The 21,788-nt window shown below is 51.5% G+C and carries 20 protein-coding genes; 14 read left to right on the top strand and 6 right to left on the bottom strand.

The features are described from left to right. The first annotated feature begins 83 nt into the window (after nucleotides 1-83). The 3 genes from U2W12_RS14775 (at nucleotide 84) to U2W12_RS14765 (ending at nucleotide 4,446) form a co-directional block, all read left to right on the top strand. Nucleotides 84-1,655, top strand: a complete 1,572-nt coding sequence (locus U2W12_RS14775; RefSeq protein ID WP_326501458.1) for a Re/Si-specific NAD(P)(+) transhydrogenase subunit alpha — start codon at nucleotides 84-86, stop codon at nucleotides 1,653-1,655. Nucleotides 1,656-1,670: 15 nt separating this feature from the next. Then, entirely contained in the window at nucleotides 1,671-3,062 is a 1,392-nt protein-coding gene (pntB, locus tag U2W12_RS14770; RefSeq protein WP_326501457.1) for a Re/Si-specific NAD(P)(+) transhydrogenase subunit beta, read from the top strand. A 370-nt stretch (nucleotides 3,063-3,432) separates the two neighbouring features. Further along, complete coding sequence (locus U2W12_RS14765) at nucleotides 3,433-4,446, top strand: L,D-transpeptidase family protein (RefSeq protein ID WP_326501456.1); 1,014 nt, start codon at nucleotides 3,433-3,435, stop codon at nucleotides 4,444-4,446. A gap of 32 nt (nucleotides 4,447-4,478) precedes the next feature. On the opposite strand, the gene U2W12_RS14760 is transcribed toward U2W12_RS14765, so the two are convergent. The 4 genes from U2W12_RS14760 to U2W12_RS14745 form a co-directional block, all read right to left on the bottom strand. Next, on the bottom strand, nucleotides 4,479-5,492 hold the full coding sequence (locus tag U2W12_RS14760) for an NAD(P)H-dependent glycerol-3-phosphate dehydrogenase (protein WP_326501455.1): 1,014 nt from the start codon (nucleotides 5,490-5,492) through the stop codon (nucleotides 4,479-4,481). A gap of 3 nt (nucleotides 5,493-5,495) precedes the next feature. Then, nucleotides 5,496-5,966, bottom strand: a complete 471-nt coding sequence (gene secB / locus U2W12_RS14755; RefSeq protein ID WP_326501454.1) for a protein-export chaperone SecB — start codon at nucleotides 5,964-5,966, stop codon at nucleotides 5,496-5,498. A gap of 160 nt (nucleotides 5,967-6,126) precedes the next feature. Next, nucleotides 6,127-6,576: a rhodanese-like domain-containing protein gene (locus U2W12_RS14750; RefSeq protein ID WP_326501453.1), complete on the bottom strand. Its 450-nt coding sequence runs from the start codon at nucleotides 6,574-6,576 to the stop codon at nucleotides 6,127-6,129. A 46-nt stretch (nucleotides 6,577-6,622) separates the two neighbouring features. After that, nucleotides 6,623-6,937: a metalloregulator ArsR/SmtB family transcription factor gene (locus U2W12_RS14745; RefSeq protein WP_326501452.1), complete on the bottom strand. Its 315-nt coding sequence runs from the start codon at nucleotides 6,935-6,937 to the stop codon at nucleotides 6,623-6,625. 282 nt (nucleotides 6,938-7,219) lie between these two features. Here U2W12_RS14745 and U2W12_RS14740 point away from each other — a divergent pair, with 282 nt between their 5' ends. The 3 genes from U2W12_RS14740 (at nucleotide 7,220) to U2W12_RS14730 (ending at nucleotide 10,269) form a co-directional block, all read left to right on the top strand. Further along, nucleotides 7,220-7,681 (top strand): hypothetical protein, encoded by a 462-nt coding sequence (locus U2W12_RS14740; RefSeq protein WP_326501451.1) that lies wholly within the window; start codon nucleotides 7,220-7,222, stop codon nucleotides 7,679-7,681. Nucleotides 7,682-7,688: 7 nt separating this feature from the next. Next, nucleotides 7,689-8,879, top strand: coding sequence for a peptidoglycan DD-metalloendopeptidase family protein (locus U2W12_RS14735; RefSeq protein WP_326501450.1), 1,191 nt, complete (start codon nucleotides 7,689-7,691; stop codon nucleotides 8,877-8,879). A gap of 67 nt (nucleotides 8,880-8,946) precedes the next feature. Next, the gene (locus tag U2W12_RS14730) at nucleotides 8,947-10,269 is read left to right on the top strand and encodes a S41 family peptidase (RefSeq protein WP_326501449.1); all 1,323 of its coding nucleotides are present in this window, start codon (nucleotides 8,947-8,949) and stop codon (nucleotides 10,267-10,269) included. 163 nt (nucleotides 10,270-10,432) lie between these two features. Here the strand turns inward: U2W12_RS14730 and U2W12_RS14725 are convergent, their stop codons facing one another. Both U2W12_RS14725 and U2W12_RS14720 read right to left on the bottom strand, forming a co-directional pair. Next, the gene (locus tag U2W12_RS14725) at nucleotides 10,433-10,885 is read right to left on the bottom strand and encodes a DUF934 domain-containing protein (protein WP_326501448.1); all 453 of its coding nucleotides are present in this window, start codon (nucleotides 10,883-10,885) and stop codon (nucleotides 10,433-10,435) included. Next, nucleotides 10,872-12,524 (bottom strand): nitrite/sulfite reductase, encoded by a 1,653-nt coding sequence (locus U2W12_RS14720; protein ID WP_326501447.1) that lies wholly within the window; start codon nucleotides 12,522-12,524, stop codon nucleotides 10,872-10,874. Before U2W12_RS14720 ends, U2W12_RS14725 begins: the two co-directional genes overlap by 14 nt. A gap of 224 nt (nucleotides 12,525-12,748) precedes the next feature. On the opposite strand from U2W12_RS14720, the gene nhaD reads away from it, so the two are divergent. The 8 genes from nhaD to pilQ all read left to right on the top strand — a co-directional run bounded on the left by nhaD (nucleotide 12,749) and on the right by pilQ (nucleotide 21,643). Further along, nucleotides 12,749-14,056, top strand: coding sequence for a sodium:proton antiporter NhaD (nhaD, locus tag U2W12_RS14715; protein ID WP_326501466.1), 1,308 nt, complete (start codon nucleotides 12,749-12,751; stop codon nucleotides 14,054-14,056). Nucleotides 14,057-14,114: 58 nt separating this feature from the next. After that, nucleotides 14,115-15,485, top strand: a complete 1,371-nt coding sequence (locus U2W12_RS14710; protein ID WP_326501446.1) for an MFS transporter — start codon at nucleotides 14,115-14,117, stop codon at nucleotides 15,483-15,485. A 72-nt stretch (nucleotides 15,486-15,557) separates the two neighbouring features. Further along, nucleotides 15,558-15,758 (top strand): 50S ribosomal protein L31, encoded by a 201-nt coding sequence (rpmE, locus tag U2W12_RS14705; protein WP_326501445.1) that lies wholly within the window; start codon nucleotides 15,558-15,560, stop codon nucleotides 15,756-15,758. A gap of 739 nt (nucleotides 15,759-16,497) precedes the next feature. Beyond that, complete coding sequence (locus U2W12_RS14700) at nucleotides 16,498-17,559, top strand: pilus assembly protein PilM (RefSeq protein WP_326501444.1); 1,062 nt, start codon at nucleotides 16,498-16,500, stop codon at nucleotides 17,557-17,559. Further along, complete coding sequence (locus U2W12_RS14695; RefSeq protein ID WP_326501443.1) at nucleotides 17,559-18,122, top strand: PilN domain-containing protein; 564 nt, start codon at nucleotides 17,559-17,561, stop codon at nucleotides 18,120-18,122. The genes U2W12_RS14700 and U2W12_RS14695 overlap by 1 nt, the downstream gene beginning before the upstream one ends. Next, a complete protein-coding gene (locus tag U2W12_RS14690; RefSeq protein ID WP_326501442.1) occupies nucleotides 18,119-18,748 on the top strand; it encodes a type 4a pilus biogenesis protein PilO in 630 nt (209 codons plus the stop codon). Before U2W12_RS14695 ends, U2W12_RS14690 begins: the two co-directional genes overlap by 4 nt. Continuing rightward, nucleotides 18,745-19,305 carry a pilus assembly protein PilP gene (locus U2W12_RS14685; RefSeq protein WP_326501441.1) on the top strand — a complete coding sequence of 187 codons (561 nt, stop codon included), beginning with the start codon at nucleotides 18,745-18,747 and terminating at the stop codon, nucleotides 19,303-19,305. Before U2W12_RS14690 ends, U2W12_RS14685 begins: the two co-directional genes overlap by 4 nt. Continuing rightward, entirely contained in the window at nucleotides 19,271-21,643 is a 2,373-nt protein-coding gene (gene pilQ / locus U2W12_RS14680) for a type IV pilus secretin PilQ (protein ID WP_326501440.1), read from the top strand. Before U2W12_RS14685 ends, pilQ begins: the two co-directional genes overlap by 35 nt. The last annotated feature ends 145 nt before the right edge of the window (nucleotides 21,644-21,788 follow it).

Here is a 21,788-nt window from a genome sequence, read left to right as displayed (position 1 = left end):
CTTCTATGCTCGTTGGCTGAGGTGAAAAAAACTGAACGCTAGCCTTGGCTGATTAAGCCCTTCCCAAAAATACAGGAGACTCTATGAAGATTGGTGTACCAAAAGAAATTCATCAGGGCGAAAAACGCGTCGCGCTGACGCCGGAGACCGCCGAACAAATTATGAAGCTGGGTTTTTCGGTTTGTATCGAAAAAGGCGCGGGGCAGGGCGCGAATATTTCGGACGAGGCTTACAAGGAGGCGGGTGTGGAAATCGTCGATGATGTGAAGTCATTGTGGCAGGGTTCCGACATTGTGATGAAAGTGAGGGCGCCGGAGCGCCACCCGGAACTGGCGATAGACGAAACCGATTTGCTTCGCGAAGGCGGCAATCTGATCAGTTTTATTTGGCCGGCGCAAAATGAAGCACTAATGAAGACACTGGCCGCAAAACAGGCGACCGTGCTGGCGATGGACAGCGTGCCGAGAATGTCGCGGGCGCAAAAGCTCGATGCGTTGAGTTCGATGGCCAATATCGCGGGCTACCGGGCCGTGATCGAGGCGGCTCAGCATTTTGGCCGTTTTTTCACCGGCCAGATTACCGCGGCCGGCAAGATTCCGCCCGCGAAAGTGTTGGTGATCGGCGCGGGGGTGGCCGGTCTCGCCGCGATTGGCGCAGCGAAAGGCATGGGCGCGATTGTCCGGGCGTTTGATACCCGCCCCGAAGTGAAGGAACAAATCGAGAGCATGGATGCCGAGTTTCTGATGCTCGATTTCAAGGAAGAAGGTTCAGGTGCCGGCGGTTACGCGAAGACGATGTCCAAAGAGTTCATCGAGGCAGAAATGGCCTTGTTTGCGCGCCAGGCGATGGAAGTCGATATCATCATCACGACCGCATTGATTCCCGGCAAGCCCGCGCCGGAGCTGATTACGACGGGCATGGTCGAGTCGATGAAACCGGGTAGCGTGATCGTCGATCTGGCTGCCGAGCAGGGGGGTAATTGTGCGCTGACCGAGAAGGACAAAGTGGTGGTCAAGCATGGCGTTACGATCATCGGCTATACCAATCTGCCGAGCCGATTGGCGAATCAGTCCAGCCAGCTTTACGCGACCAATTTGCGGCATTTGTTGACCGAACTGAGCCCGCAAAAGAACGGCGAGATCAACGTGAACATGGAGGATGAAGTGATTCGCGGCGCGACCGTGATCAAGGAAGGCAAGATTACCTGGCCGCCACCTCCGCCGAAATTATCGGCCGCGCCCGCACCGCAAACAGAAGCGCCGGCCAATCCGGGTGTGGCGGAAAAAGCCAAGAAAAATAATCGTTTGATTCCTGCGGCGGTCAGGCCGTTTATTCCGCTGGTGATCGGCGGTCTCGCGCTTTACGGTCTCGGTTCGGTCGCGCCGGCATCGTTCATGACGCATTTTACCGTGTTCGTATTGGCCTGCTTCGTCGGCTATCAGGTGATCTGGAATGTGACGCCGTCGCTGCATACGCCGCTGATGAGCGTCACCAATGCGATCAGCGGCATCATCGTGATCGGCGCACTGGTACAGGTCTCCGCCCCGGCGATTATGATCAGCGTACTGGCTGGACTCGCGATTCTGATCGCCTCGATCAACATCGCGGGTGGTTTTTTGGTGACACGGCGCATGCTCGAAATGTTCAGAAAATAAGAATAAGGAAAAATCATGTCACAAAGTTTAGTCACAATGTCTTACATTGCTGCGACGGTGCTGTTCATTTTGAGTTTGAGCGGCCTTAGCAATCAAGAAACCGCGCGGCGCGGCAACTACTATGGCATGCTCGGCATGGCAATTGCGATTGTCGCGACCGTGATGAGCGGCTCGGTCACATCGTATGCGATTTTGATCTCCGCCTTGCTGTTCGGCGGCTCGATCGGCTTCATGGCCGCGAAAGAAGTCGAGATGACGCAGATGCCCGAACTGGTTGCGATCATGCACAGTCTGGTCGGGATGGCGGCTGTGCTGGTCGGTTATGCGAATTTCATGGATGAAAGCGGTACGCTGTCCGGTATCGAAAAGACGATCCACGAAACCGAAATCTATGTCGGCATCCTGATCGGCGCGGTGACTTTTTCGGGTTCGGTGATCGCGTTCGGCAAGTTGAGCGGACGCATCAACGGCAAACCGCTGTTGTTGCCGGCCCGTCACTGGCTGAATTTGGGCTTATTGATCGCTGTCGTTTTTTTGGGTTATCTGTTTTTGCAACAGGCCGAAACCGGCGGCGGCACCATTCCGCTCCTGGTCATGACTGCGATTTCACTCGTGTTCGGCGTGCACATGGTGATGGCGATCGGGGGAGCCGATATGCCGGTCGTGGTGTCGATGTTGAACAGTTATTCCGGATGGGCCGCGGCTGCGACCGGTTTCATGTTGAGCAATGATTTGCTGATCGTGACCGGTGCGTTGGTAGGCAGCAGCGGCGCGATCCTGAGTTATATTATGTGTCGGGCAATGAACCGCAATTTCGTCAGCGTGATCGCGGGCGGTTTCGGTACCGGCACCGGTGGCGAAGCGGCGGTCGTCGAAGGCGACGTGCAGCCGATCGATGCGGAAGAAACCGCGCAGCAATTGCTCGGCGCAAAAAACATCATGATCATTCCGGGCTACGGTATGGCGGTCGCCCAGGCCCAGCATACGGTCAACGAAATCACCAAACTTCTGCGGGATAAAGGCAAAAAAGTCCGTTTCGGCATCCATCCGGTCGCAGGAAGGATGCCCGGCCACATGAACGTGCTGTTGGCCGAAGCGAAGGTGCCGTATGACATCGTCTATGAAATGGACGAAATCAACGAAGACTTCCCGAATGTCGATATCACGATGGTGATCGGCGCGAACGATATCGTCAATCCGTCCGCATTGGACGATCCGAACAGCCCGATTGCCGGCATGCCGGTTCTTGAATGCTGGAAAGGCGGTATGACGATCGCTATGAAGCGCAGTATGGCGTCCGGCTATGCGGGCGTGGGTAATCCGCTGTTCGTGCTCGACAATACACGGATGTTGTTCGGCGACGCAAATGATAGGCTGCAGGCGGTGTTGAAGGCGTTACGCAGTTGATTCGGCATTGAAACGATAGGATAAATTGAGGTGTTTGGTGTAATTCTTTCGCCACGTCATTCTGTCCTATGGAACGCCAGGTTTATATTCGGCAACTGTTCTGTCCACAGATCCCTCACGTGGCGGCGTTGCCGATATCCGTTCCGGTATGGCGGCTTTGTGTATGACCCGAGGTGTAGGCCCGAGGCGCTATACTGAAGAGGGTAATGGCCTAACAGTTTTTGTTGATGTGGTATAATAAAAGGGGATTTGACATAGATTTCACACGATTTGTCCGCAAGAACCGATATTCTGAACTATCCGGTTTGTTTTAAAATCTCATTTTTCATCATAACATCCAGTTATCTTTAAATATTCGCGAATTAATGTAATGGGAATTCGATCTCTTAATGCTGTATTGACCTTAAGTCTCCTGGCGTCCGCTTCGGCGTTTGCGACAACGTACGATATGCCGAGCAATGGCGACACGGTCGTCATGGAGTACGCTGATCCTGTCGCATTTACCCATGCGGAACAGGATGAAACGTTGCTGGACGTGGCGTTGCGTTATCGGTTGGGGCAAGCGGAAATCGTACGACTGAATCAGAAAGTCGATCGCTGGCATGTCAAAAAAGGTGAGATCGTGCGCATCGCCAACCGGCGCATTCTTCCTGATACGCCGCATGACGGCATCACGCTGAATCTGTCCGAATACCGGATGTATTATTATCCGCCCGGCGGTCGGCAGGTTATGTCATTTGCGCACGGCATCGGCCGGCAGGATTGGAAGACGCCGCTCGGTAAAACCACGGTAATTAAAAAAGTGAAGGATCCGAGCTGGCATCCGCCCGAGTCTATCCGGCGCGAACATGCCGCAATGGGTGATCCGTTGCCCGAAGTCGTGCCGCCCGGCCCGCACAATCCGCTCGGCGCCTATGCGTTGTATCTAAATCTGCCGGGTGATTACCGGATCCACGGCACCGACATCGACAAGATTTATGGCATTGGCATGCAGATCACGCACGGTTGCGTACGGATGTATCCTGAAGACATTGCCGAGCTATACAGCCACGCGCCGGTCGGTACGACAGTCTATATCGTCAAGCAACCGATCAAGGTCGGTTGGCTCAATAATACGTTGTATATCGAGGCGCATCCGGATCTGGAAGGCGAGGAGATGAGTCAGGATCAACGCTATGCGGTGGCGCTCGACTTGATCCGGAAAGTAACGAAAGAGGAAATGCCTGATTTTGATCAAACAGCCTTGAATCAGGCCTTGCATGCGCTCGACGGCGAACCGACGCCGATTTATGAAAGACTGCCTCCACTGGAGCAACAGCCTGAGGGTGCGCAGCAACGGGAAGCCCACGGGGCGTCATCGGACGGCTATTATCACGGAACCTAAATAACCCTGACGCCGGCTTTCCCGGACCGGCGTCATCCTTGTCCTGTCGATTCGCTTTTTAATTCGCGCGAGAGCAGATTCTGCACTGCTGTGGCCGGGGATAATCCCTCATATAAAACTTTATAGGTTTGCTCGGTAATCGGCATGTCGATCGCATGCTTTTGGGAGAGCAGGTAAGTTTCTTTTGCGGCCAGCACACCTTCGATTTCCTGGCCTATCTCGCGCATCGCCGGCTGCAACGCTTGTCCGCGCCCGAGCGCAATGCCGAGACGCCGGTTTCTGGACTGGTTATCGGTGCAAGTCAGAATCAGATCGCCGAGTCCGGCCAATCCCATGAAGGTTTCCTGATGCCCGCCGAGACGAAGACCGAGCCGGATGATTTCTGTCAGCCCGCGAGTAATCAACGCCGCCCGGGTATTGGCGCCGAAGCCCAAACCGTCTGCAATGCCTGCGGCGATCGCCATCACGTTTTTGACCGCGCCACCGACTTCGACGCCGACGATGTCGGCGCTCGTATAAGTCCGAAACCGATTGCTGTGAAACAGTTGGGTCAACTCATTCGAGAACGCCGGGTAAGGGGAAGCTATCGTAATTGCGGTCGGCAATTCGGCCGCAACTTCATGCGCAAAAGTCGGCCCCGACAACACAGCCGCCGGCGTCTGCGCTGTAAACAGCGCCGCCACCAGTTCGTGCAACAGAGAACCGTTATCGGGGTTGAAGCCTTTGGTTGCCCAGGCAATCCGGATGTTGGCTGCCGTAAGCGGCCGGAGTTGCTCCAGCGTAGTTTTAAAAGCGTGGCTCGGCACCGCGATCAGTAACAGGTCGGAGAAACGGCTGACTTCCTGTAAGTTGGCGGAGACTGACAAGTTCCAGGGAAACACGGCGCCGGGCAAATAACGTTTGTTTTCCCGGCCGTCGGCCAGCGTGGCAACATGCTGCGGATGATGTCCCCAAAGCAAAACATCGCAGCCGGTTCTTGCCGCCTGGATTGCGAGTGCTGTTCCCCATGAACCGGCGCCCAGAATGCCGATTTTTCTTGCTGTCATTGCTTAATTTAGGCTTTCCTTGGCGGGAACTTGGTTTTGCACTTGTTGCAAGTGTTGTGCATACAAGGCGTCAAAATTGACCGGGGCCAATAAAAGCTGTGGAAAGCCGCCTTTGGCGACCAGGTCGGACACCACTTCGCGGGCGTAAGGAAACAGAATGTTCGGGCAAAAACTGCCGATCATAGGTCCCAGTTCCTGTTCGGTGAAACCGGCGATCGTAAAGATGCCGGCCTGGTTCACTTCGACCAGATAGGCGGTGGCGTTGGAGATTTTGACCGTAATCGTTGTCGTCAATACGATTTCGTACAAGTTTTGATCGATCGTTTCGACACGGGTGCTCAGGTTGAAATCGACGATCGGTTCCCATTTCTCCATGAAGATTTTCGGGGAGTTCGGCGTTTCAAAAGATATGTCTTTTGTATATATTTTTTGGATAGCGAATTGTTTTTCGACGTTTTGTTGTTCTTCGGCCATGATAGCTTTTTAATGAAAGGTGGATAGTTTTGGGATTATGCGCCGTCTTGATGACAGCGGTTTTAAATGAAATCCTTAAAAATGCAAGTTACGGCTTATGCCCGTAAATTGCATTTTTGTCGGGATTCAATGCAGTGGTTTTAAGACCGGAGCGGATTACCTAGACGCTCGCTTTTTGCTTGCGTTGGGTGGTTATTGGTAGTTTGTAGTCTTCGGTCCAGGCATCCATGCCGCCGGTGATTACGAAAATCTGCTCGAAACCCGCCTTGGCCAAGGTTTTGGCGGCGGTTAGCGAGCGGGTGCCGTTCTGGCAGACGACCAGTAATGGCGCTTTTTTGTCGCTGGTGAGTTTTGGCAATTGCTCGCTCAGTTTGCTGAGTGGCGCATTGATTGCCTTTTCAATGTAGCCTTGGGCGTAATCGGGCGCTTCGCGCACATCGATAATTTGGATGTCGCTTTCGTTCATCTTTGCGACCGCGAGCATCGGCGTGATCGGGTTGAATTTTTTGAAAGCGGTATCGAAAAATTCCTGAATCAACAGATAGGTGACGACTGCCAGGGCAAGCGAATAAACATAGTGATTAAAAATAAATTCAAAAAGACGTTGCATGGATGGATGGATGGTTGAAACAAATGATAAAGGTAAACAGGTAAATCTAAAGCCGCGAGCAAAATACTTCGCGCATCATGTTGATCAGTTGCAGCATGCGGTTGTCATCGATGTAGTAGTAGACCCGGTTGGCTTCTTTTTTAGAGCCCAGAATGTTCTTTTCCCGAAGTATTGCCAAGTGTTGAGAGATGTTGCTTTGCGAGGTGCCGACCTGTTCGACGATGTCCTGCACACTGACCGAGTTGGTGCCCAAAACGCACAATATCTTCAATCGTAAAGGATGTGACATCGCCTTGATGCAACGCGCGGCTCGATTGATGTCCTTGTCGTCGTATATCGGAAGTTTATTCAGCATATCCATAAGATCTGACCTTCAGGACGTTTTTTGTGTTTTATTGAAAAAAGGCGGCCGCAATGAATTATTTTTACACAAGGATTGCCAACGTGTATTAATATAATGGACGCTTAGTAGCCCTATCTTGCGTATACCTTAAGCATGAAAGCCTAGTAATCGGTGCTATGATACATTAGTTTTATCTCTTGGGGGTAATGGATTTGTAATAATGGTTCATTGGCGTAGCGTGCATGGCTGAAGGTGGCGCGGATCTAGATTTTTGTGTTTGTGACTGGAGAAATTTTAAAGATGTTGAATCGGCCAAGACCCTTAGTTTTGTTAATTCTCGACGGCTTCGGGTGCTCGCTCGAAAAACAATACAATGCCATTGCGGCGGAAAAAAAACCTTGCTGGAACAAACTGCAGGCAGATTATCCGATGACCTTGTTGAATTGTTCCGGCGCCGTGGTGGGTCTTCCGGACGATCAGATGGGCAATTCGGAAGTTGGACATATTCATATCGGCACCGGCCGTTATGTGTCGCAGTATTATACTAAGGTCAATGATGCGATCCGGGACGGCAGTTTCTTTATCAATGAGGTCTTGTGCAAGGCGGTCGACATCGTCAAGGAAAAAGGCAAAGCGCTGCACATCATGGGACTGCTTTCACCGGGCGGCAATCTTTCAGACTTGGCACCGACCATGTTGGACATTCTGGGCGTTCCTCAGCCTGTGGAAATGACGGATAGATCATTGCTGGCCGCGCACTAAGCGAGAGATGCGGACAAGGATTGTAGCCTGCATCGTTTTGGGGATGCTGGCTAAGGAATGTGTTGCCGAGGAGGTCACCCTCAAGGGCGACTTGGGCGTGGTTCAGTCCAGCATCGCAGCAGTCAAGAAAAAAATACAAGCGATGCTGCTTCAAAAGGATGCGGTGGCGGAGCAACTCGCCGATATCGAGAACCGCTATGGCGAAAGTGCGGCGACGTTGAAAAGGTTGCAAGACGACATCTTGCAAAATCGTAGCCAAATGAAGCTGATCCGGCAGGACATTGTATTGCAGAAGGATGAGATCGCACTGCATAACAAGGCGTTGGCGGCGCAGTTGCGCGCCGATTTCGTCATGAGCCGGACCGGAAAATTGAAGTTGATTCTGAATCATCAGGACCTCGCGAAGGCGAATCGGATGGTGGTCTATCATGATTATTTGCGCCGGCAGCGGCTGAAGAAGCTGGTGGTGATGCAAAAGTCTGTCGCCGGGCTTGCTGAATTGGAGAACCGACAAAGGGAGGAAGCGATGCTGATGGAGCGCGATGTCGAGAAAAACCGCATCGAGCAAAGTGCGCTTGAATTGTTGCGGAATGAAAGAAACAAGCTGCTCGCCGAAATCGAGCAGGACTATTCGTCCGGCGAGCAGCAGCTCAATCGGCTGAAAGAAAGCGAAAATGAACTGAAGACGCTGATCGACACGCAGGCGAAATGGGAGAATCCGCCAGTGGACGGTCAGGAGCCGGAAACTGTTGGTATGAATGTTCAGTCTCAAAGCGAGGAGCAGGGCGCTCCCAGCGGCGCCGGGAAACCGGCCTCGGCCGATTTCGAGCGGCTCAAGGGGCAATTGCCCTGGCCGGTTTCGGGTAAATCGGCTGCCAATGGGATGCAGAGCCTCTGGGACGGCATTCTGATCGATGCGCCGGAAGGCACGGAGGTCCGCGCAGTGGCCCGCGGCAAGGTCGTTTATTCGCAATGGCTGTCGGGATACGGGTTATTGATGATTCTCGATCACGGCAATGGCTTCATGACCTTGTATGGTTTTAATCAGAGCCTCTACAAACGGGTCGATGAATGGGTCGATGCGGGAGATGTGGTCGCCGGCGCGGGTCAAAGCGGCGGGCGGTCGCAGTCGGGATTATATTTTGGCATTCGCAAGAATGGCAAACCGGTTGATCCTTTGGCATGGTATCCGGGATAAGCCATGAAAGAAGTTAGCTAGGTAGTGAAACACATTTAGGAATCGAGTATTTGGGGTAGCAAGGCGCATGCAGAAAAAAAAGACATTTTTTATTTTGTCCTTAGGGATTATGTTGGGCGTATTCATCAGCATCGGCGGTACTGTGCTGGCCGAACTGAACAAAGCCAACACGGCGGAGAGCGAAACGGAAGCTTTGCCTTTTGAGGAACTCAGGACATTCACCGAAATTTTCGGACGGATTAAACGGGATTATGTGGAGCCCGTGTCGGACAAAAAGCTGTTGGAAGACGCGGTGCGCGGCATGCTGAGCGGACTCGATCCGCATTCGGCCTATCTGGTGCCCGAAGAATACCAGGAGCTGAAGGAAGGCACGACCGGCCAGTTTGGCGGCTTGGGCATCGAAGTTACGATGGAAAACGGCTTTATCAAAGTCGTATCGCCGATCGATGATACGCCGGCCCAACGGGCCGGGCTGAAAACCGGCGACCTGATCATCCGCTTGGACGACAAGCCGGTCAAGGGCATGAGCCTGGTCGAGGCGGTGAAGACGATGCGCGGCGACCCGGGCAGCAAGATTGAGTTGACCGTGGTCCGGGAAGGTGAGGAAGCGCCGCTGAAATTCACCCTGACCCGCGACATCATCAAAGTCAAGAGCGTGAAAAACAAGCTGCTGGAAAAAGGCTACGGCTATGTCCGGATCAGCAGTTTCCAATCCGGTACCGGTGAAAGTCTGCTCGAAAGTCTGGCGCAATTGAAAAAAGACAATGCGGGCGCTCTGAAGGGGTTGGTGCTCGATCTTCGGAATAATCCCGGTGGAGTCTTGAACGCGGCGGTCGAAGTCAGCGATGCCTTCCTGAAAAGCGGCCTGATCGTCTATACGAAGGGGCGCATCGAGAATTCCGAAATGCGTTTCTCGGCGGCAGGCGATGACGTGCTGAACGGCTCGCCGATGGTCGTGCTGATCAATGCGGGTTCTGCCTCGGCGTCCGAAATTGTCGCCGGCGCGCTGCAGGATCAAAAACGCGCGGTGATCATGGGCGAGAAATCCTTCGGCAAAGGCTCGGTGCAGACGATATTGCCGACTAGTAATGGCGCAGCAGTCAAGCTGACGACCGCGCGTTATTACACGCCTTCCGGCAGATCGATTCAGGCTGAGGGTATCGAGCCCGACATCGCGCTGGCTCCGGTCAAGTTGGAGTCGGTCGAAAAATCGGATTTCGTCCCGGTCAAGGAAGCCGACTTGTCACACCATTTGGAAAACGGCAAGAAGAAAGTCGAAACGCCGAAAGCGGGCGACGAGAAGGAGAAGGAGCAAAAGCTGGAAGTCAGCGATTATCCGGTATTCGAGGCGTTGTCGTTGTTGAAGGGCCTGGCGATCATGAAGCATTGATCGGAAGGCATGGCTCGCGGCAAAGCCGAGGTTTTGCCGCGGAGTTTCAGCAGGGTCCGCTTGCTGGACGGATAAGCCGTTTTTTTCGATGGGCATAAAAAAGCCTTGCCCGGTAATCATCCCGGGCAAGGCTTTTATGTTTCAGAGAGCGCGAAACCCGGATTCAAACGATCGAGGGTTGATATTTGACCGAGAAATCATGCAGGTTCGCGAGGATGGTCGGTAATTGCTCGGCTTTGGCGGGTTTAAACGCATTGACGCCGACCCGCGACAGATAAAAAACCTGGTCCATCAGATAATGGCCGGTCGCGCGAATTTCGCCCTGATAATGATACCGACCCCTGAGCAGCCAGGCGTGCGAAAATAGGCGTCCGTCTGCAAAATCGGCGAAATCGAGCTCGATCAGATGAATGTGCTTCAGGTCGGAGGCAAGATCGGCAGTCGTATCGGCGGCGAGGATGCGCACACCCAATTTGCCGGGATGCGCGAGCAGGAGTTCGCGGTCACGTTTCCATCTGGCCAGAGAGATGCTGATATCGCCGCTCGTCAGGTTGGCGTCATCGGCAAGCGTTGTGTAGGTGTCCTCGATAATGGCGTTGTCTTTAATGATCTGCATAGACTCGTTCTTTGAAAGGTGTGATGCCAACACGTTTTACCATGTCCAAAAATGATTCTTCTTCCTGCCGTTGTTTGACATAAACATCCAGAATCGTGGTAATCGCCTGCGTAACTTCGTCGCGGGCAACCGCGGGTCCCAGACGTTCGCCGATCGCCGCTTCGTTCTCGGAAGAGCCGCCCAGGGTGATTTGATACCATTCTGCGCCTTTCTTGTCGACGCCGAGGATGCCTATATGGCCGACACTTTGGTGCGCGCAACCGTTCATGCAGCCCGACATGTTGATCTTCACGTCGCCGATGTCATGCACATAGTCGATGTTGTCGAGTGCTTCGTTGATTTCTTGCACGACGCCAATCGATCCGGCATTTGCCAGCGAACAGAAATCGAGGCCGGGGCAGCAGATAATGTCGGTCACCGTGCCGATGTTCGGCGTCGCCAGCTTTAAGGAGGTTAGCGTTTGCCACAGCGTAAACAAGTCGGCCTGTTTGACGTCGGCCAGAATCAGATTTTGCCGGTGCGTGCTGCGAATCTTCCCGAAACTGTAGCGATCGGCTAAATCGGCGACGGCATCGAGTTGCGTATCGGTCATGTCTCCTGGCGGCGAGTCGGGCGCTTTTAGCGAGATGAAAGCTGCGCGGTAGCCCGGCACGCGGTGCGCGGCGGTATTGTATTGGTACCAGGTTGCGAAGGCGGGATTTGCCGACAATTGCGCGGCCAGGCTCTGATCCTGGGAGGCGTTCGCGTCATATAAAGGCGGCGTGAAATGTGCCTTGATTACCTCAATCCTCTCATCGGTCAGTTCCATGCCGTCCTTGATTTGGCGCCATTCCGCTTCGACCATCTCGCTAAACTGTTCGAGACCGGTTTCTTTGACCAGTATCTTTATCCGCGCCTTGTATTTGTTGTCGCGGCGTCCGAATAGGTTGTAGATGCGCAGTATCGCTTCCAGATAAGACAGCAAGTGTTTTCTTTCCAGAAATGGACGGATCACCTGGCCGATGATCGGTGTGCGTCCGAGTCCGCCGCCGACCAATATTCTGAAGCCGGTTTCGCCGGCGTCATTCTTGACCAAATGCACGCCGATGTCATGCAATTGTGTAGCCGCACGGTCCTGCAGTGCGCCGCTGACCGCAATCTTGAATTTGCGCGGCAAATAATCGAATTCGGGATGCAGGGTCGTCCATTGGCGGATGATTTCGCAGTACGGGCGCGGGTCTTCGATTTCATCGATCGCGACGCCGGCCAGATGGTCGGAGGTGGTATTGCGCATGCAGTTGCCGCTGGTTTGGATCGAATGCATCTGCACGCTGGCCAGTTCGTCCAGAATGTCCGGCACGCGTTCAAGCTCCGGCCAGTTGAACTGAACGTTCTGTCGAGTTGTGAAATGGCAGTAGCCTTTGTCGAATTCGCGGGCGATGTGCGCCAATTTGCGCAGTTGTTTGGAGTTCAGAAGGCCGTAGGGTACCGCGATTCGGAGCATCGGCGCATGGGTCTGGATATACAAGCCGTTGCGCAGGCGCAGTGCGCGGAATTGATCCTCGGTCAGTTCGCCTTTTAGAAAATCCTCGGTTTGCCGCCGGTATTGCGTGGCCCTTTCCTCGACAAGGGTTTGATCTTGTTCGTTGTACTGGTACATAAGTTGATGTGTGGTTGCAGGTTTTGCGATGACAATCGACCGCTAATCATATACGCTGCGTCATAAAATGACAAAGATTATTCCGAAGTGATAGTATATCCGGTTGAAGACGGCTTTAGTCATTAAATTTTTCGATATAACTAACTACAAAAAGCATTAATAGGAGGGGTTTTGTGAGGTTTCTTTTTATTCTGTTGATGACGCTGCTGGTGCCTGAGTTGGCGATGGCCGGCGGTATTGAAAGTCTTGGGCTGACCGGGACCGAGCGCGGCATTTATTGCGTGCTGATCTTTTTGATCGCATACGGTTTTGTGATGGCCGAAGAGTTTACGCATTTGCGTAAGTCGAAGCCGGTCATTTTGGCGGCCGCGATCATCTGGTCGCATGCGGCCATTTTGGCGTCGCAAGCCGGTGTGTCGGTCGATGCGATGCACGAAGCGTTTGAATACAACTTGAAAGAATATGCCGAGTTGATGCTGTTCCTGTTGGTCGCGATGACCTACATCAACTCGATGGCCGAGCGTAACGTATTCGAGGCGCTGCGTTCCTGGCTGGTCAGACGGCAGTTCGGGTATCGGAAACTGTTTTTGATCACCGGTGTCATCACGTTTTTCCTATCCGCGGTCGCCGATAACCTGACCGCCGCCTTGCTGGTCGGCGCGGTGGTGATGGCGGTCGGGGCGGACAACCCGAAATTCGTCAGCATCGGCTTCGTGAATCTGGTGGTTGCCGCGAATGCGGGCGGCGCGTTCTGTCCGTTCGGCGATATTACCACCTTGATGGTTTGGCAGGCGGGCTATGCGGAGTTTTTCGACTTCTTCAAGCTGTTCATTCCTTCGGCGATTAACTACGGAGTTCCAGCCGCGGTGATGTATTTTGCGGTGCCGGACGAGCAGCCGTTAGCGACCGACGAGGAAGCCGTTCAATTGAAGCCGGGCGCGATTCAAATCTGTGTGATGTTTCTGCTGACTATTGCGACCGCGGTCAGCTTTAAGCAAGTTCTGCATTTGCCGCCGTTCATGGGTATGATGGCCGGTTTGTCGGTGTTGATGCTCTATGGTTACCGAATCAAAAAGAAATTTACCGTCGAAGGCGAAGAAAGTTTCGATATTTTCAACAAGGTGCGTCATGCCGAATGGGATACGCTGCTGTTTTTCTTTGGCGTCGTGTTTGCGGTTGGTGGTTTGGGTTACATTGGTTATCTGGAGCTCTTGTCAGGGGCGATGTATGACGGCCTGGGTCAAACAACCGCGAACATTCTGGTCGGTTTGATTTCTGCGATCGTCGACAACATTCCGGTGATGTTCGCGGTATTGAACATGAATCTGGACATGAGCTTGTATCAATGGCTGCTGGTCACATTGACTGCTGGCGTCGGCGGTTCGTTGCTGTCGGTTGGTTCCGCGGCGGGCGTGGCGTTGATGGGTCAGTCCAATCATAAATATACGTTCTTCAGTCATTTGAAATGGACGCCGGCGATTGCGGCCGGTTATGTCGGCAGTATCGTCGTGCATTATCTGATCAATGGCTAGGCCTTGTCTCTGCTTGCGCCGCACTTCTCGTGCGGCGCGGCTGTCCGGGTAAAGTCTGGTGACGGCCGAAAAAAGCTGGCGTACGGCGTTTGCAGTCTATTTGCAGCCGCGTGTCGTCAGCATGATTTTTCTCGGATTTTCCGCGGGCTTGCCTTTCCTGCTGGTATTTTCGACCTTGTCGGCCTGGCTTCGGGATGATGGGATTGAGCGCACCGTGATCGGCTTCTTCAGCTGGGTCGGCGTGATCTATTCTATCAAAGTCTTCTGGGCGCCGGTGATCGACCGGCTGCCGATACCGGTGCTGACTAGAGTTCTGGGCAAACGACGGAGTTGGATGTTGCTTGCGCAGGTTGGGATTGCGCTGGGACTGTCAGGAATGGCCGGCCTGGATTCTCACACGCAATTGAAACTCTGCGCCGTTTTTGCGGCGGGGGTGGCGTTTTGTTCGGCGACTCAGGATGTCGTGATCGATGCTTTCCGTATCGAAACGGCCGATGCGCGCTATCAAGGCGCGATGGCGGCAGCTTATGTGCTGGGTTATCGGATCGCTTTGTTAATGGCCGGTGCGGGCGCCTTTTATATCGCCGAATATTCAAGCTGGAGCTCAGCCTATTCGGTGATGGCGGCTGCCATGTCGATCGGCATGTTGACGACGCTGTGTTTGCGCGAACCCGAACATCGGCCAATCGAATCTGCGCGCCATGTCGAAAGTCGGCTGGAATCCGCTCTGGGCGTTTCCAGGCGGGCTTCGTTTTGGCAACGGTTGCTAGCCGGATTCACGGATGCGGTATTGAGTCCTTTCGTCGAGTTTTTTAGCCGTAATGGCAGAGCCGGATTCATCATTCTGCTGTTGATCGCCGTTTACAAAATGAGCGACATCACGATGGGGGTTATGGCCAATCCGTTTTACCTCGATCTAGGCTTCAGTAAAAAAGACATTGCCGAAATCAGCAAGATTTTCGGTTTTTTCATGACGATTGCCGGCGCGGCCTTGGGCGGCGCGCTGGTGGTTAGGTACGGTCTAATGAGGCCGTTGTTGCTCGGCTCCGTAATGGTGGTCGCAACCAATTTGCTCTTTGCGGTGCTGGCCTTGAGCGCGCCCAGCAAGCCCTTGCTGGCGGCGGTGATTAGCGCGGATAACTTGAGCGGCGGGCTCGCGACATCGGTTTTTATCGCATACCTTTCCAGTTTGACCAGCAAGGCTTATACCGCTACTCAATATGCTTTGTTCAGTTCCCTGATGACTTTGCCGGCCCAGTTTTTAGGGGGATTTGCCGGGCTTGTCGTCGATCATTACGGTTATTATGTCTTTTTTGTTTATGCTTCAGCGGTGGGGTTGCCAGCGATTTCGCTGGTTCTGTTGCTGATTAGCCGCGAACGCCGTATGGTAGCGGCTACGCAGAGCCCAAAGTCACTAAAATCAAGTTGATAAATGGCTATAAAAGCCTTATCATAGTCGGTTTTTAACCGGTATTTGCCCGCGCGGGTAATGTGAAGCGTTATGAAACCAGAAATTCATCCAAATTATAAGCAAATTACAGTGACTTGCGGCTGCGGCAACACATTTGCCACAGGTTCCGTTCTTTCCAAAGATCTGTTGATCGAAGTATGTTCCTCTTGTCATCCTTTTTACACAGGCAAGCAACGCGTTGTCGATACGGCGGGCCGCGTTGATAAGTTCCGCAAAAAATACGGCAAATAAGTTCTGCCGGCGGCTTTTGCGATTTTTGCATTAAAAATTGCAATTGGGTTTCGGGTTTTTCCGAATTCAATTCGGACGCAAGCTTGATTATTCCGCCGTTACGCCGCCCAGTCGCGGATATAGTGAGTCCCTGCGTTTAGCTGTTTAAGTCTAACAGGGAGAGACCGCCGCAGGATCGGCTAAGGTTTCTCCCGATCCCTCCCGGAAATATTAAAATATTCGCGCTTATCGAATTGTCGATTCGACAGCGATTGCTTTCGCACAACTTCGCCCCATTCTCTTCTGTTATTCCATTCAAACCTTCAAGCGGTCTGACCGGCTAGTTCGGTTCCGCATTTCGTATCCTCCTTGATCGGCATCTTATCTCCATTGCCGGTAATTTTCTTTTTATCATCCGTTATTTTTGTTTCAACCTTCGCTTGCCGTGGATTTTTCAATCCAGGCTGGGTCGATGTCGGTGTTATGTCGGCTTTATCGAGAGTCTGTGATGCATCCTCCAGAAAATGAAGCCAATCTCCACAACAATAGAATGGCTTGCGGGCAGTATAAAGTCCGCGGTTTCCGGCAAGTCATAAAATCCTGTGTTTTCCCGGTCAATTTAAAAATCGCAACTATACTTTGCAAGAAATAAGGCCAGACAGGGGAGCGAAAGAATTCCTACATGGCTGTTGAATTCAACGAATACGGGCATTTCGATATATGAGTGACGTTAATGTTCAAATTTTTTTAAGGATATGTCATGAGCTTGTTTAATCAGAAACAGAGCGCTGTTCTTGGCATCGATATCAGTACGGCATCGATAAAACTACTGGAATTGAGTAAGTCAGGCTCACGTTACCGGGTTGAGAGCTATGCTGTTGCTCCTTTGCCGAAAGACGCGGTAATCGATAAAAATATCGCCAATATGGATATTATCGCCGGCGTCATCAAAACCGCGGTCAAACAATCCGGCTCCAAACTCAAACAAGCGGCGGTCGCGGTTTCCGGTTCCTCGGTCATGACCAAAATCATTACGATGCCGGTTTCTTTATCCGATGAGGAAATGGAAGAGCAGATCATGATGGAAGCCGATCAATACGTACCGTATTCGCTAGATGAGGTCAATTTCGATTTCGAAGTGCAAAGAGCCAATGAAAAGAATCCCGAATTGGTCGATGTGCTGTTGGCCGCGTCAAGAAAAGAAAATATCGATGACCGTGTTGCTGCCTTGAGTAAAGCAGGATTGAAGGCAAAGATTGTCGATGTCGAAGCATTTGCGATGGAAAATGCCTTTGGTTTGCTCGCCGATCAGTTTGAGGATTCTGTCAAAGGTAAAACGGTGGCTATTGCCGATATTGGGGCTTCGGTCGTTGCACTCAACGTACTGCATGATGGAAGAACCGTTTACACCCGAGAGCAAGGTTTCGGCGGCAAGCAACTGACTGAAGAAATTCAGCGGCGTTACGGGCTTTCCTATGAAGAGGCGGGTCTGGCGAAAAGACAGGGCGGATTGCCTGACAATTATGTCGTTGATGTGCTGGAGCCTTTCAAAAAGGCGATGGTGCAGCAAATTGCCAGATCACTGCAATTTTTCGTATCGTCTAGCGCCAACCGCGGCATAGACAGCATCATTCTCGCAGGAGGATGCGCTTCGATCGCCGGCGTGGATAAATTGGTCGAACAAAGCCTTGGCGTGCCGGCTTATGTCGCCAATCCGTTCGTGAATATGTCGTTATCAAATAGAGTGAGGCCGCAAGGTTTGAGTAACGATGCACCTGCGATGATGATCGCATGTGGTCTGGCTTTGAGGAGTTTTGACTGATGGCAAGAATTAATTTACTCCCCTGGCGCGAGGAACTGCGCAAACAAAAACAAAAAGATTTTGTTGTTGCGATAGGGATATCGGTGTTGACAACCATCGGTCTTTTGGTTGTGGTGCATCTGTATATCGACGGACTGAAAGAATATCAGAGTCAACGTAATCAGCTTTTAGAGGCCGAGATCAAACAATTGGACGTTCAAATCGCGAAGATTCGCGACATCGAGGAAACCAAGAAAAAATTGTTGGCCAAAATCGATGTGATTCAAAAATTGCAGGAAAGCCGGCCTGAAATTGTGCATCTTTTCGATGAGGTGCCTAAAACTGCTCCGGATGGCGTCTATTTGACCAAATTGACACAAACCGGCGCTGCGCTGACCTTTGTCGGTAAAACTCAATCCAATGCGCGGGTATCGGCATTCATGCGGGCAATTGAAGCCTCCCATTGGTTGCAGTCTCCGAAGGTAGTCGTGATCCAGTCGCCAGATAAAAAAGAAGCAGATCAGGTTAGTGATTTTACGCTCAATGCGAGTCAAGGCAACAAAAATGCGGAGAAACCGTCATGAATCTTTCCGAAATTAATTGGGATTTCGAGGCATCGGGAACTTGGCCCTTACCTGTTAAAGCCGTCTCCATTTTGATTTTGTGCGCTTTGGTGGCGGGCGGGGGCTATTATTACGATACGATGGATCAGTTGGCGGGGCTCGATAGCTTGGAAACTAAGGAAGTCGAATTGAAGGCCTCCTTCGCAAACAAACAAAAGAAGGCGGTCAATCTTCCGGAGTATGTAAAACAGTTGGAGCAAATTCAGGGGGCGCTCGGAGAAATGCTCAAGCAAATGCCTACCGAGGAAGAAGTCGCCAGTCTTCTGATCGATATTTCTCAAACCGGTTTAGCAAGCGGCCTAGAGTTTCGTTTATTCAAACCAGCGCCCCAAGTCGCAAAAGATTTTTATTCGGAATTGCCGATCGACATTCAAGTGATTGGCCGCTTCGAGGAGCTTGGCTTATTTGTGAGCGGTTTAGCCTCATTGCCCAGAATCGTGACAGTACACAATGTCGATATTGCGCCTTTGGCTAAAGCCAAGGATGGCTTGATGGTAATGAATGCCGTCGTTAAAACCTATAAGGAAGAAGCCGCCAAACAAACGACAGGCGCTGACAAGAAGAAAAGAAAAGAGGCCAAATCATGAAATCTCATAAACGATCATTGTGGCTGAGTAAAACATTATGGATGCCAATGTGTTGCGCATGTTGTATCGCTTTACTGACCGCTTGCGCAAATGATGATTTATCCGATTTAAAAGCGTTTGTCGCTGCGGAAAAAGCCAAACCCAAAGGTACGATTGATCCTTTGCCGGAAATCAAAGTCGTGGAGCCTTTTATTTTTAATCCGGATGGTCTCAGGGATCCGTTTACGCCTTTGGAGCAAGCGGTCGAAACCGCGGGTTCCGCCGCGGATGCAAGTTCCGGTATCAAGCCGGATTTGACGCGTCCCAAGGAAGAACTGGAAGCCTTTTCTCTGGATAGTTTAAGAATGGTGGGCACTGTCAATACGAAGAGTGGCTTGTGGGGTCTGGTTAAGGCGGTCGACAGTACGGTCTATCGTGTGAAAGTCGGAAATTATATGGGCAAGAATTACGGAAAGATTATTCGGATTGTCGGCGACAAAATAGAATTGATGGAATTGATCTCCGATAAACCGGGATCATGGCATGAACAACAAGCATCCTTGGCTTTGGCGGAATGATTTTGAGGACAAAAAGATGATTATTGAACAGAACGGCTTATTGATGAAGATGTTAAGAATTTTCAGTACATGCCTGATTTTATTTATCGCGCAGATGGCGTCCGTCAAAGCCGACGATTTGGCCATAACTCAGATGGATGTGGCGACGCAGGCAGGAGACAAATTACAGATTCAGTTGGAAATGAACGGTCCCGCCGTCGCGCCGAAAGTTTTTAAAACCGACAATCCCGCACGGATTGCACTGGACTTTACGGGCGTAAAAAACAGTTTGCCGCAAAAAACTTATCCGATAAACCAAGGCGCGGTCAATAGTCTTTATGTTGCGGAAGCTGCCGACAGAGTGCGCGTGGTAATCAATCTGGCGGAATCCGTAGCGTTCGATACGAAAACGGAGGGCCGGAAAGTCTTATTAACGTTGACTCATGCGAAAAGCATTAATCCCGCATCTTCCGCAGTTGCCAGGCCTGTTGAGGCAAGTAAGTCTTCTATTATAGGCCAATTGATACCGCAGCAGTCGATAACCGGTTTTGATTTTAAACGCGGCGATAAGGGGGAAGGACGGATTCTGGTTTCTCTTGCGAATCCGAATACGGTGGTGAACACCCGTGAAGAAAATGGTAATGTGGTGATCAGTTTCATGAATACCCAATTGCCCGGCCATTTGAGTAAACGCATGGATGTATCCGAGTTTGCGACGCCAGTAAAGTATGTCGATGCCGCTTCCACGGCCAAGGAAACGACTGTCACCGTGGCGCTGCAAAATACACTCTACGATTATTCATTATTTCAGTCCGAAGGTTTGTTGACTGTCGAGTTTCGGCCGTTGACCAGCGCTGAAAAAGAAGCGATTGATAATCAACGCACCAAATACACCGGCGATAGATTGTCGCTGAATTTTCAGGACATCGACATCCGTAGCGTGATCGCGGTATTGTCTGAGTTCACCGGCCAAAACGTGGTGGCAGGCGACGACGTGACCGGGACAGTGACCGTCAAACTGGACGATGTGCCCTGGGACGAAGCACTGGATTTCATTATGATGACCAAGGGATTGGAAAAATACGAAACCGGCAACGTGACGCTTGTCGCGCCGGTCGGCAAGATCAAGGACTACAAAGAGAAACAAAAAGAAAAAGAAGTCGTTATCGAGCAGCTCGATCCCTTGATAACCGAATATTTGAAGATCAATTATGCGAAGGCTGAAGATTTTATACCGCTTCTTTATGGATTCAATAACACGACCAGGATCGCTTGCGGTTCGCCAAAAACTACGGCATCTTCTTCTGCATCTCAGGCGAGTGGTCAAAAATCGCAGCAGCAATTCAATAATCTGGGCGGAAATGTGATAGGTCCAACTGGAAGTACGATTGGTTCAGCGATAGGTGGCATTTCTGGCGGACCGAATGCAAATGCCCAGCAATCGCAAACGAATAGACTTAATCTTCTTTCGTCGCGCGGCACGGCTGTAGTCGATTCTCGAACAAATACATTGATAGTGAGAGAAACGACCAAGCGTTTGGGCGATATCAAAAAAATGATACGCCTGCTGGATATTCCTGTTAAACAGGTCATGATCGAATCACGCCTCGTGATTGCGACCAGTACTTTTGCCAGGGAACTGGGGGTAAGATTTGGCGTGGCCAAGATGGCGGACCTGGGCTCAGGTAAGACTTTTGCCTTGGGAGGCGCCGGCACGCAATCCAACAGTAATGCACAGCCCGATGAAAACGGCAATATTGGCACAATTAAGGATACTATTGTCGATCTTGCCGCGCATAATCCATATGGAACTTTGGGCATGACTCTGGCGAGAGCGGCCGATTATGTACTCAATCTCGAGTTGTCGGCTTTGCAGGACCAGGGTCGCGGTCAGTTGCTTTCGAATCCGCGCGTGATGACCACTAACCGGTGTACGGCCACAATTATTCAAGGCACGTCAATTCCTTATCAAACCCAAAGCGGCAACGCCGGCACCAATATTCAATTTATCGATGCGACATTGAAAATGGAGGTTACCCCTCAAATTACGCCAACCGGAAGCATCAATATGGACTTGGAAGTTGCTCGGGACGACCCGGGAAATATAGTCGTGAATGGTCAGCCATCAATCGATACGAATTCGCTAAAAACCAATGTTCAAGTTAACGATGGTGAAACGGTCGTGTTGGGTGGTGTCTATAAGGACACGACCGCTAATTTAGTTAACAACGTACCTTTCTTCGCGGATTTACCGGGAATTGGTTTTTTATTCAAAAGAACTAATAAATCCGAGGACAAACGTGAGCTATTGGTGTTTGTAACGCCAAAAATCGTCAATGATCAACTGGTTAGCAACTGACAACCGATTGGCATCATAAAAGGGGCGTAAGCCCCTTTTTTTGTGCGAAGCAAATTGTTTTTAACAGGGCCCGCGCTCGAATTCCAAGTGCAATATTTTTAGAACAAAATATGATACGAGAAAGGAAGCCGAATTCAGTTTTCAG

The sequence above is a fragment of the Methylomicrobium sp. Wu6 genome, assembly GCF_035916875.1.
Classification (GTDB): Bacteria; Pseudomonadota; Gammaproteobacteria; order Methylococcales; family Methylomonadaceae; genus Methylomicrobium.
The sequence above is the reverse complement of the archived record's forward strand: the minus strand, read 5'-3'. Positions and strand labels throughout refer to the sequence as shown.

Coding starts and splice junctions, on each gene's coding strand:
- U2W12_RS14765 (WP_326501456.1), top strand. CDS start 3,433: ATGGGAATTCGATCTCTTAATGCTGTATTGACCTTAAGTCTCCTGGCG.
- U2W12_RS14730 (WP_326501449.1), top strand. CDS start 8,947: ATGCAGAAAAAAAAGACATTTTTTATTTTGTCCTTAGGGATTATGTTG.
- secB (WP_326501454.1), bottom strand. CDS start 5,966: ATGGCCGAAGAACAACAAAACGTCGAAAAACAATTCGCTATCCAAAAA.
- U2W12_RS14745 (WP_326501452.1), bottom strand. CDS start 6,937: ATGGATATGCTGAATAAACTTCCGATATACGACGACAAGGACATCAAT.
- U2W12_RS14775 (WP_326501458.1), top strand. CDS start 84: ATGAAGATTGGTGTACCAAAAGAAATTCATCAGGGCGAAAAACGCGTC.
- U2W12_RS14750 (WP_326501453.1), bottom strand. CDS start 6,576: ATGCAACGTCTTTTTGAATTTATTTTTAATCACTATGTTTATTCGCTT.
- U2W12_RS14695 (WP_326501443.1), top strand. CDS start 17,559: ATGGCAAGAATTAATTTACTCCCCTGGCGCGAGGAACTGCGCAAACAA.
- pntB (WP_326501457.1), top strand. CDS start 1,671: ATGTCACAAAGTTTAGTCACAATGTCTTACATTGCTGCGACGGTGCTG.
- U2W12_RS14735 (WP_326501450.1), top strand. CDS start 7,689: ATGCGGACAAGGATTGTAGCCTGCATCGTTTTGGGGATGCTGGCTAAG.
- U2W12_RS14685 (WP_326501441.1), top strand. CDS start 18,745: ATGAAATCTCATAAACGATCATTGTGGCTGAGTAAAACATTATGGATG.
- U2W12_RS14740 (WP_326501451.1), top strand. CDS start 7,220: ATGTTGAATCGGCCAAGACCCTTAGTTTTGTTAATTCTCGACGGCTTC.
- nhaD (WP_326501466.1), top strand. CDS start 12,749: ATGGCCGGCGGTATTGAAAGTCTTGGGCTGACCGGGACCGAGCGCGGC.
- U2W12_RS14700 (WP_326501444.1), top strand. CDS start 16,498: ATGAGCTTGTTTAATCAGAAACAGAGCGCTGTTCTTGGCATCGATATC.
- U2W12_RS14720 (WP_326501447.1), bottom strand. CDS start 12,524: ATGTACCAGTACAACGAACAAGATCAAACCCTTGTCGAGGAAAGGGCC.
- pilQ (WP_326501440.1), top strand. CDS start 19,271: ATGAACAACAAGCATCCTTGGCTTTGGCGGAATGATTTTGAGGACAAA.
- U2W12_RS14760 (WP_326501455.1), bottom strand. CDS start 5,492: ATGACAGCAAGAAAAATCGGCATTCTGGGCGCCGGTTCATGGGGAACA.
- rpmE (WP_326501445.1), top strand. CDS start 15,558: ATGAAACCAGAAATTCATCCAAATTATAAGCAAATTACAGTGACTTGC.
- U2W12_RS14725 (WP_326501448.1), bottom strand. CDS start 10,885: ATGCAGATCATTAAAGACAACGCCATTATCGAGGACACCTACACAACG.
- U2W12_RS14690 (WP_326501442.1), top strand. CDS start 18,119: ATGAATCTTTCCGAAATTAATTGGGATTTCGAGGCATCGGGAACTTGG.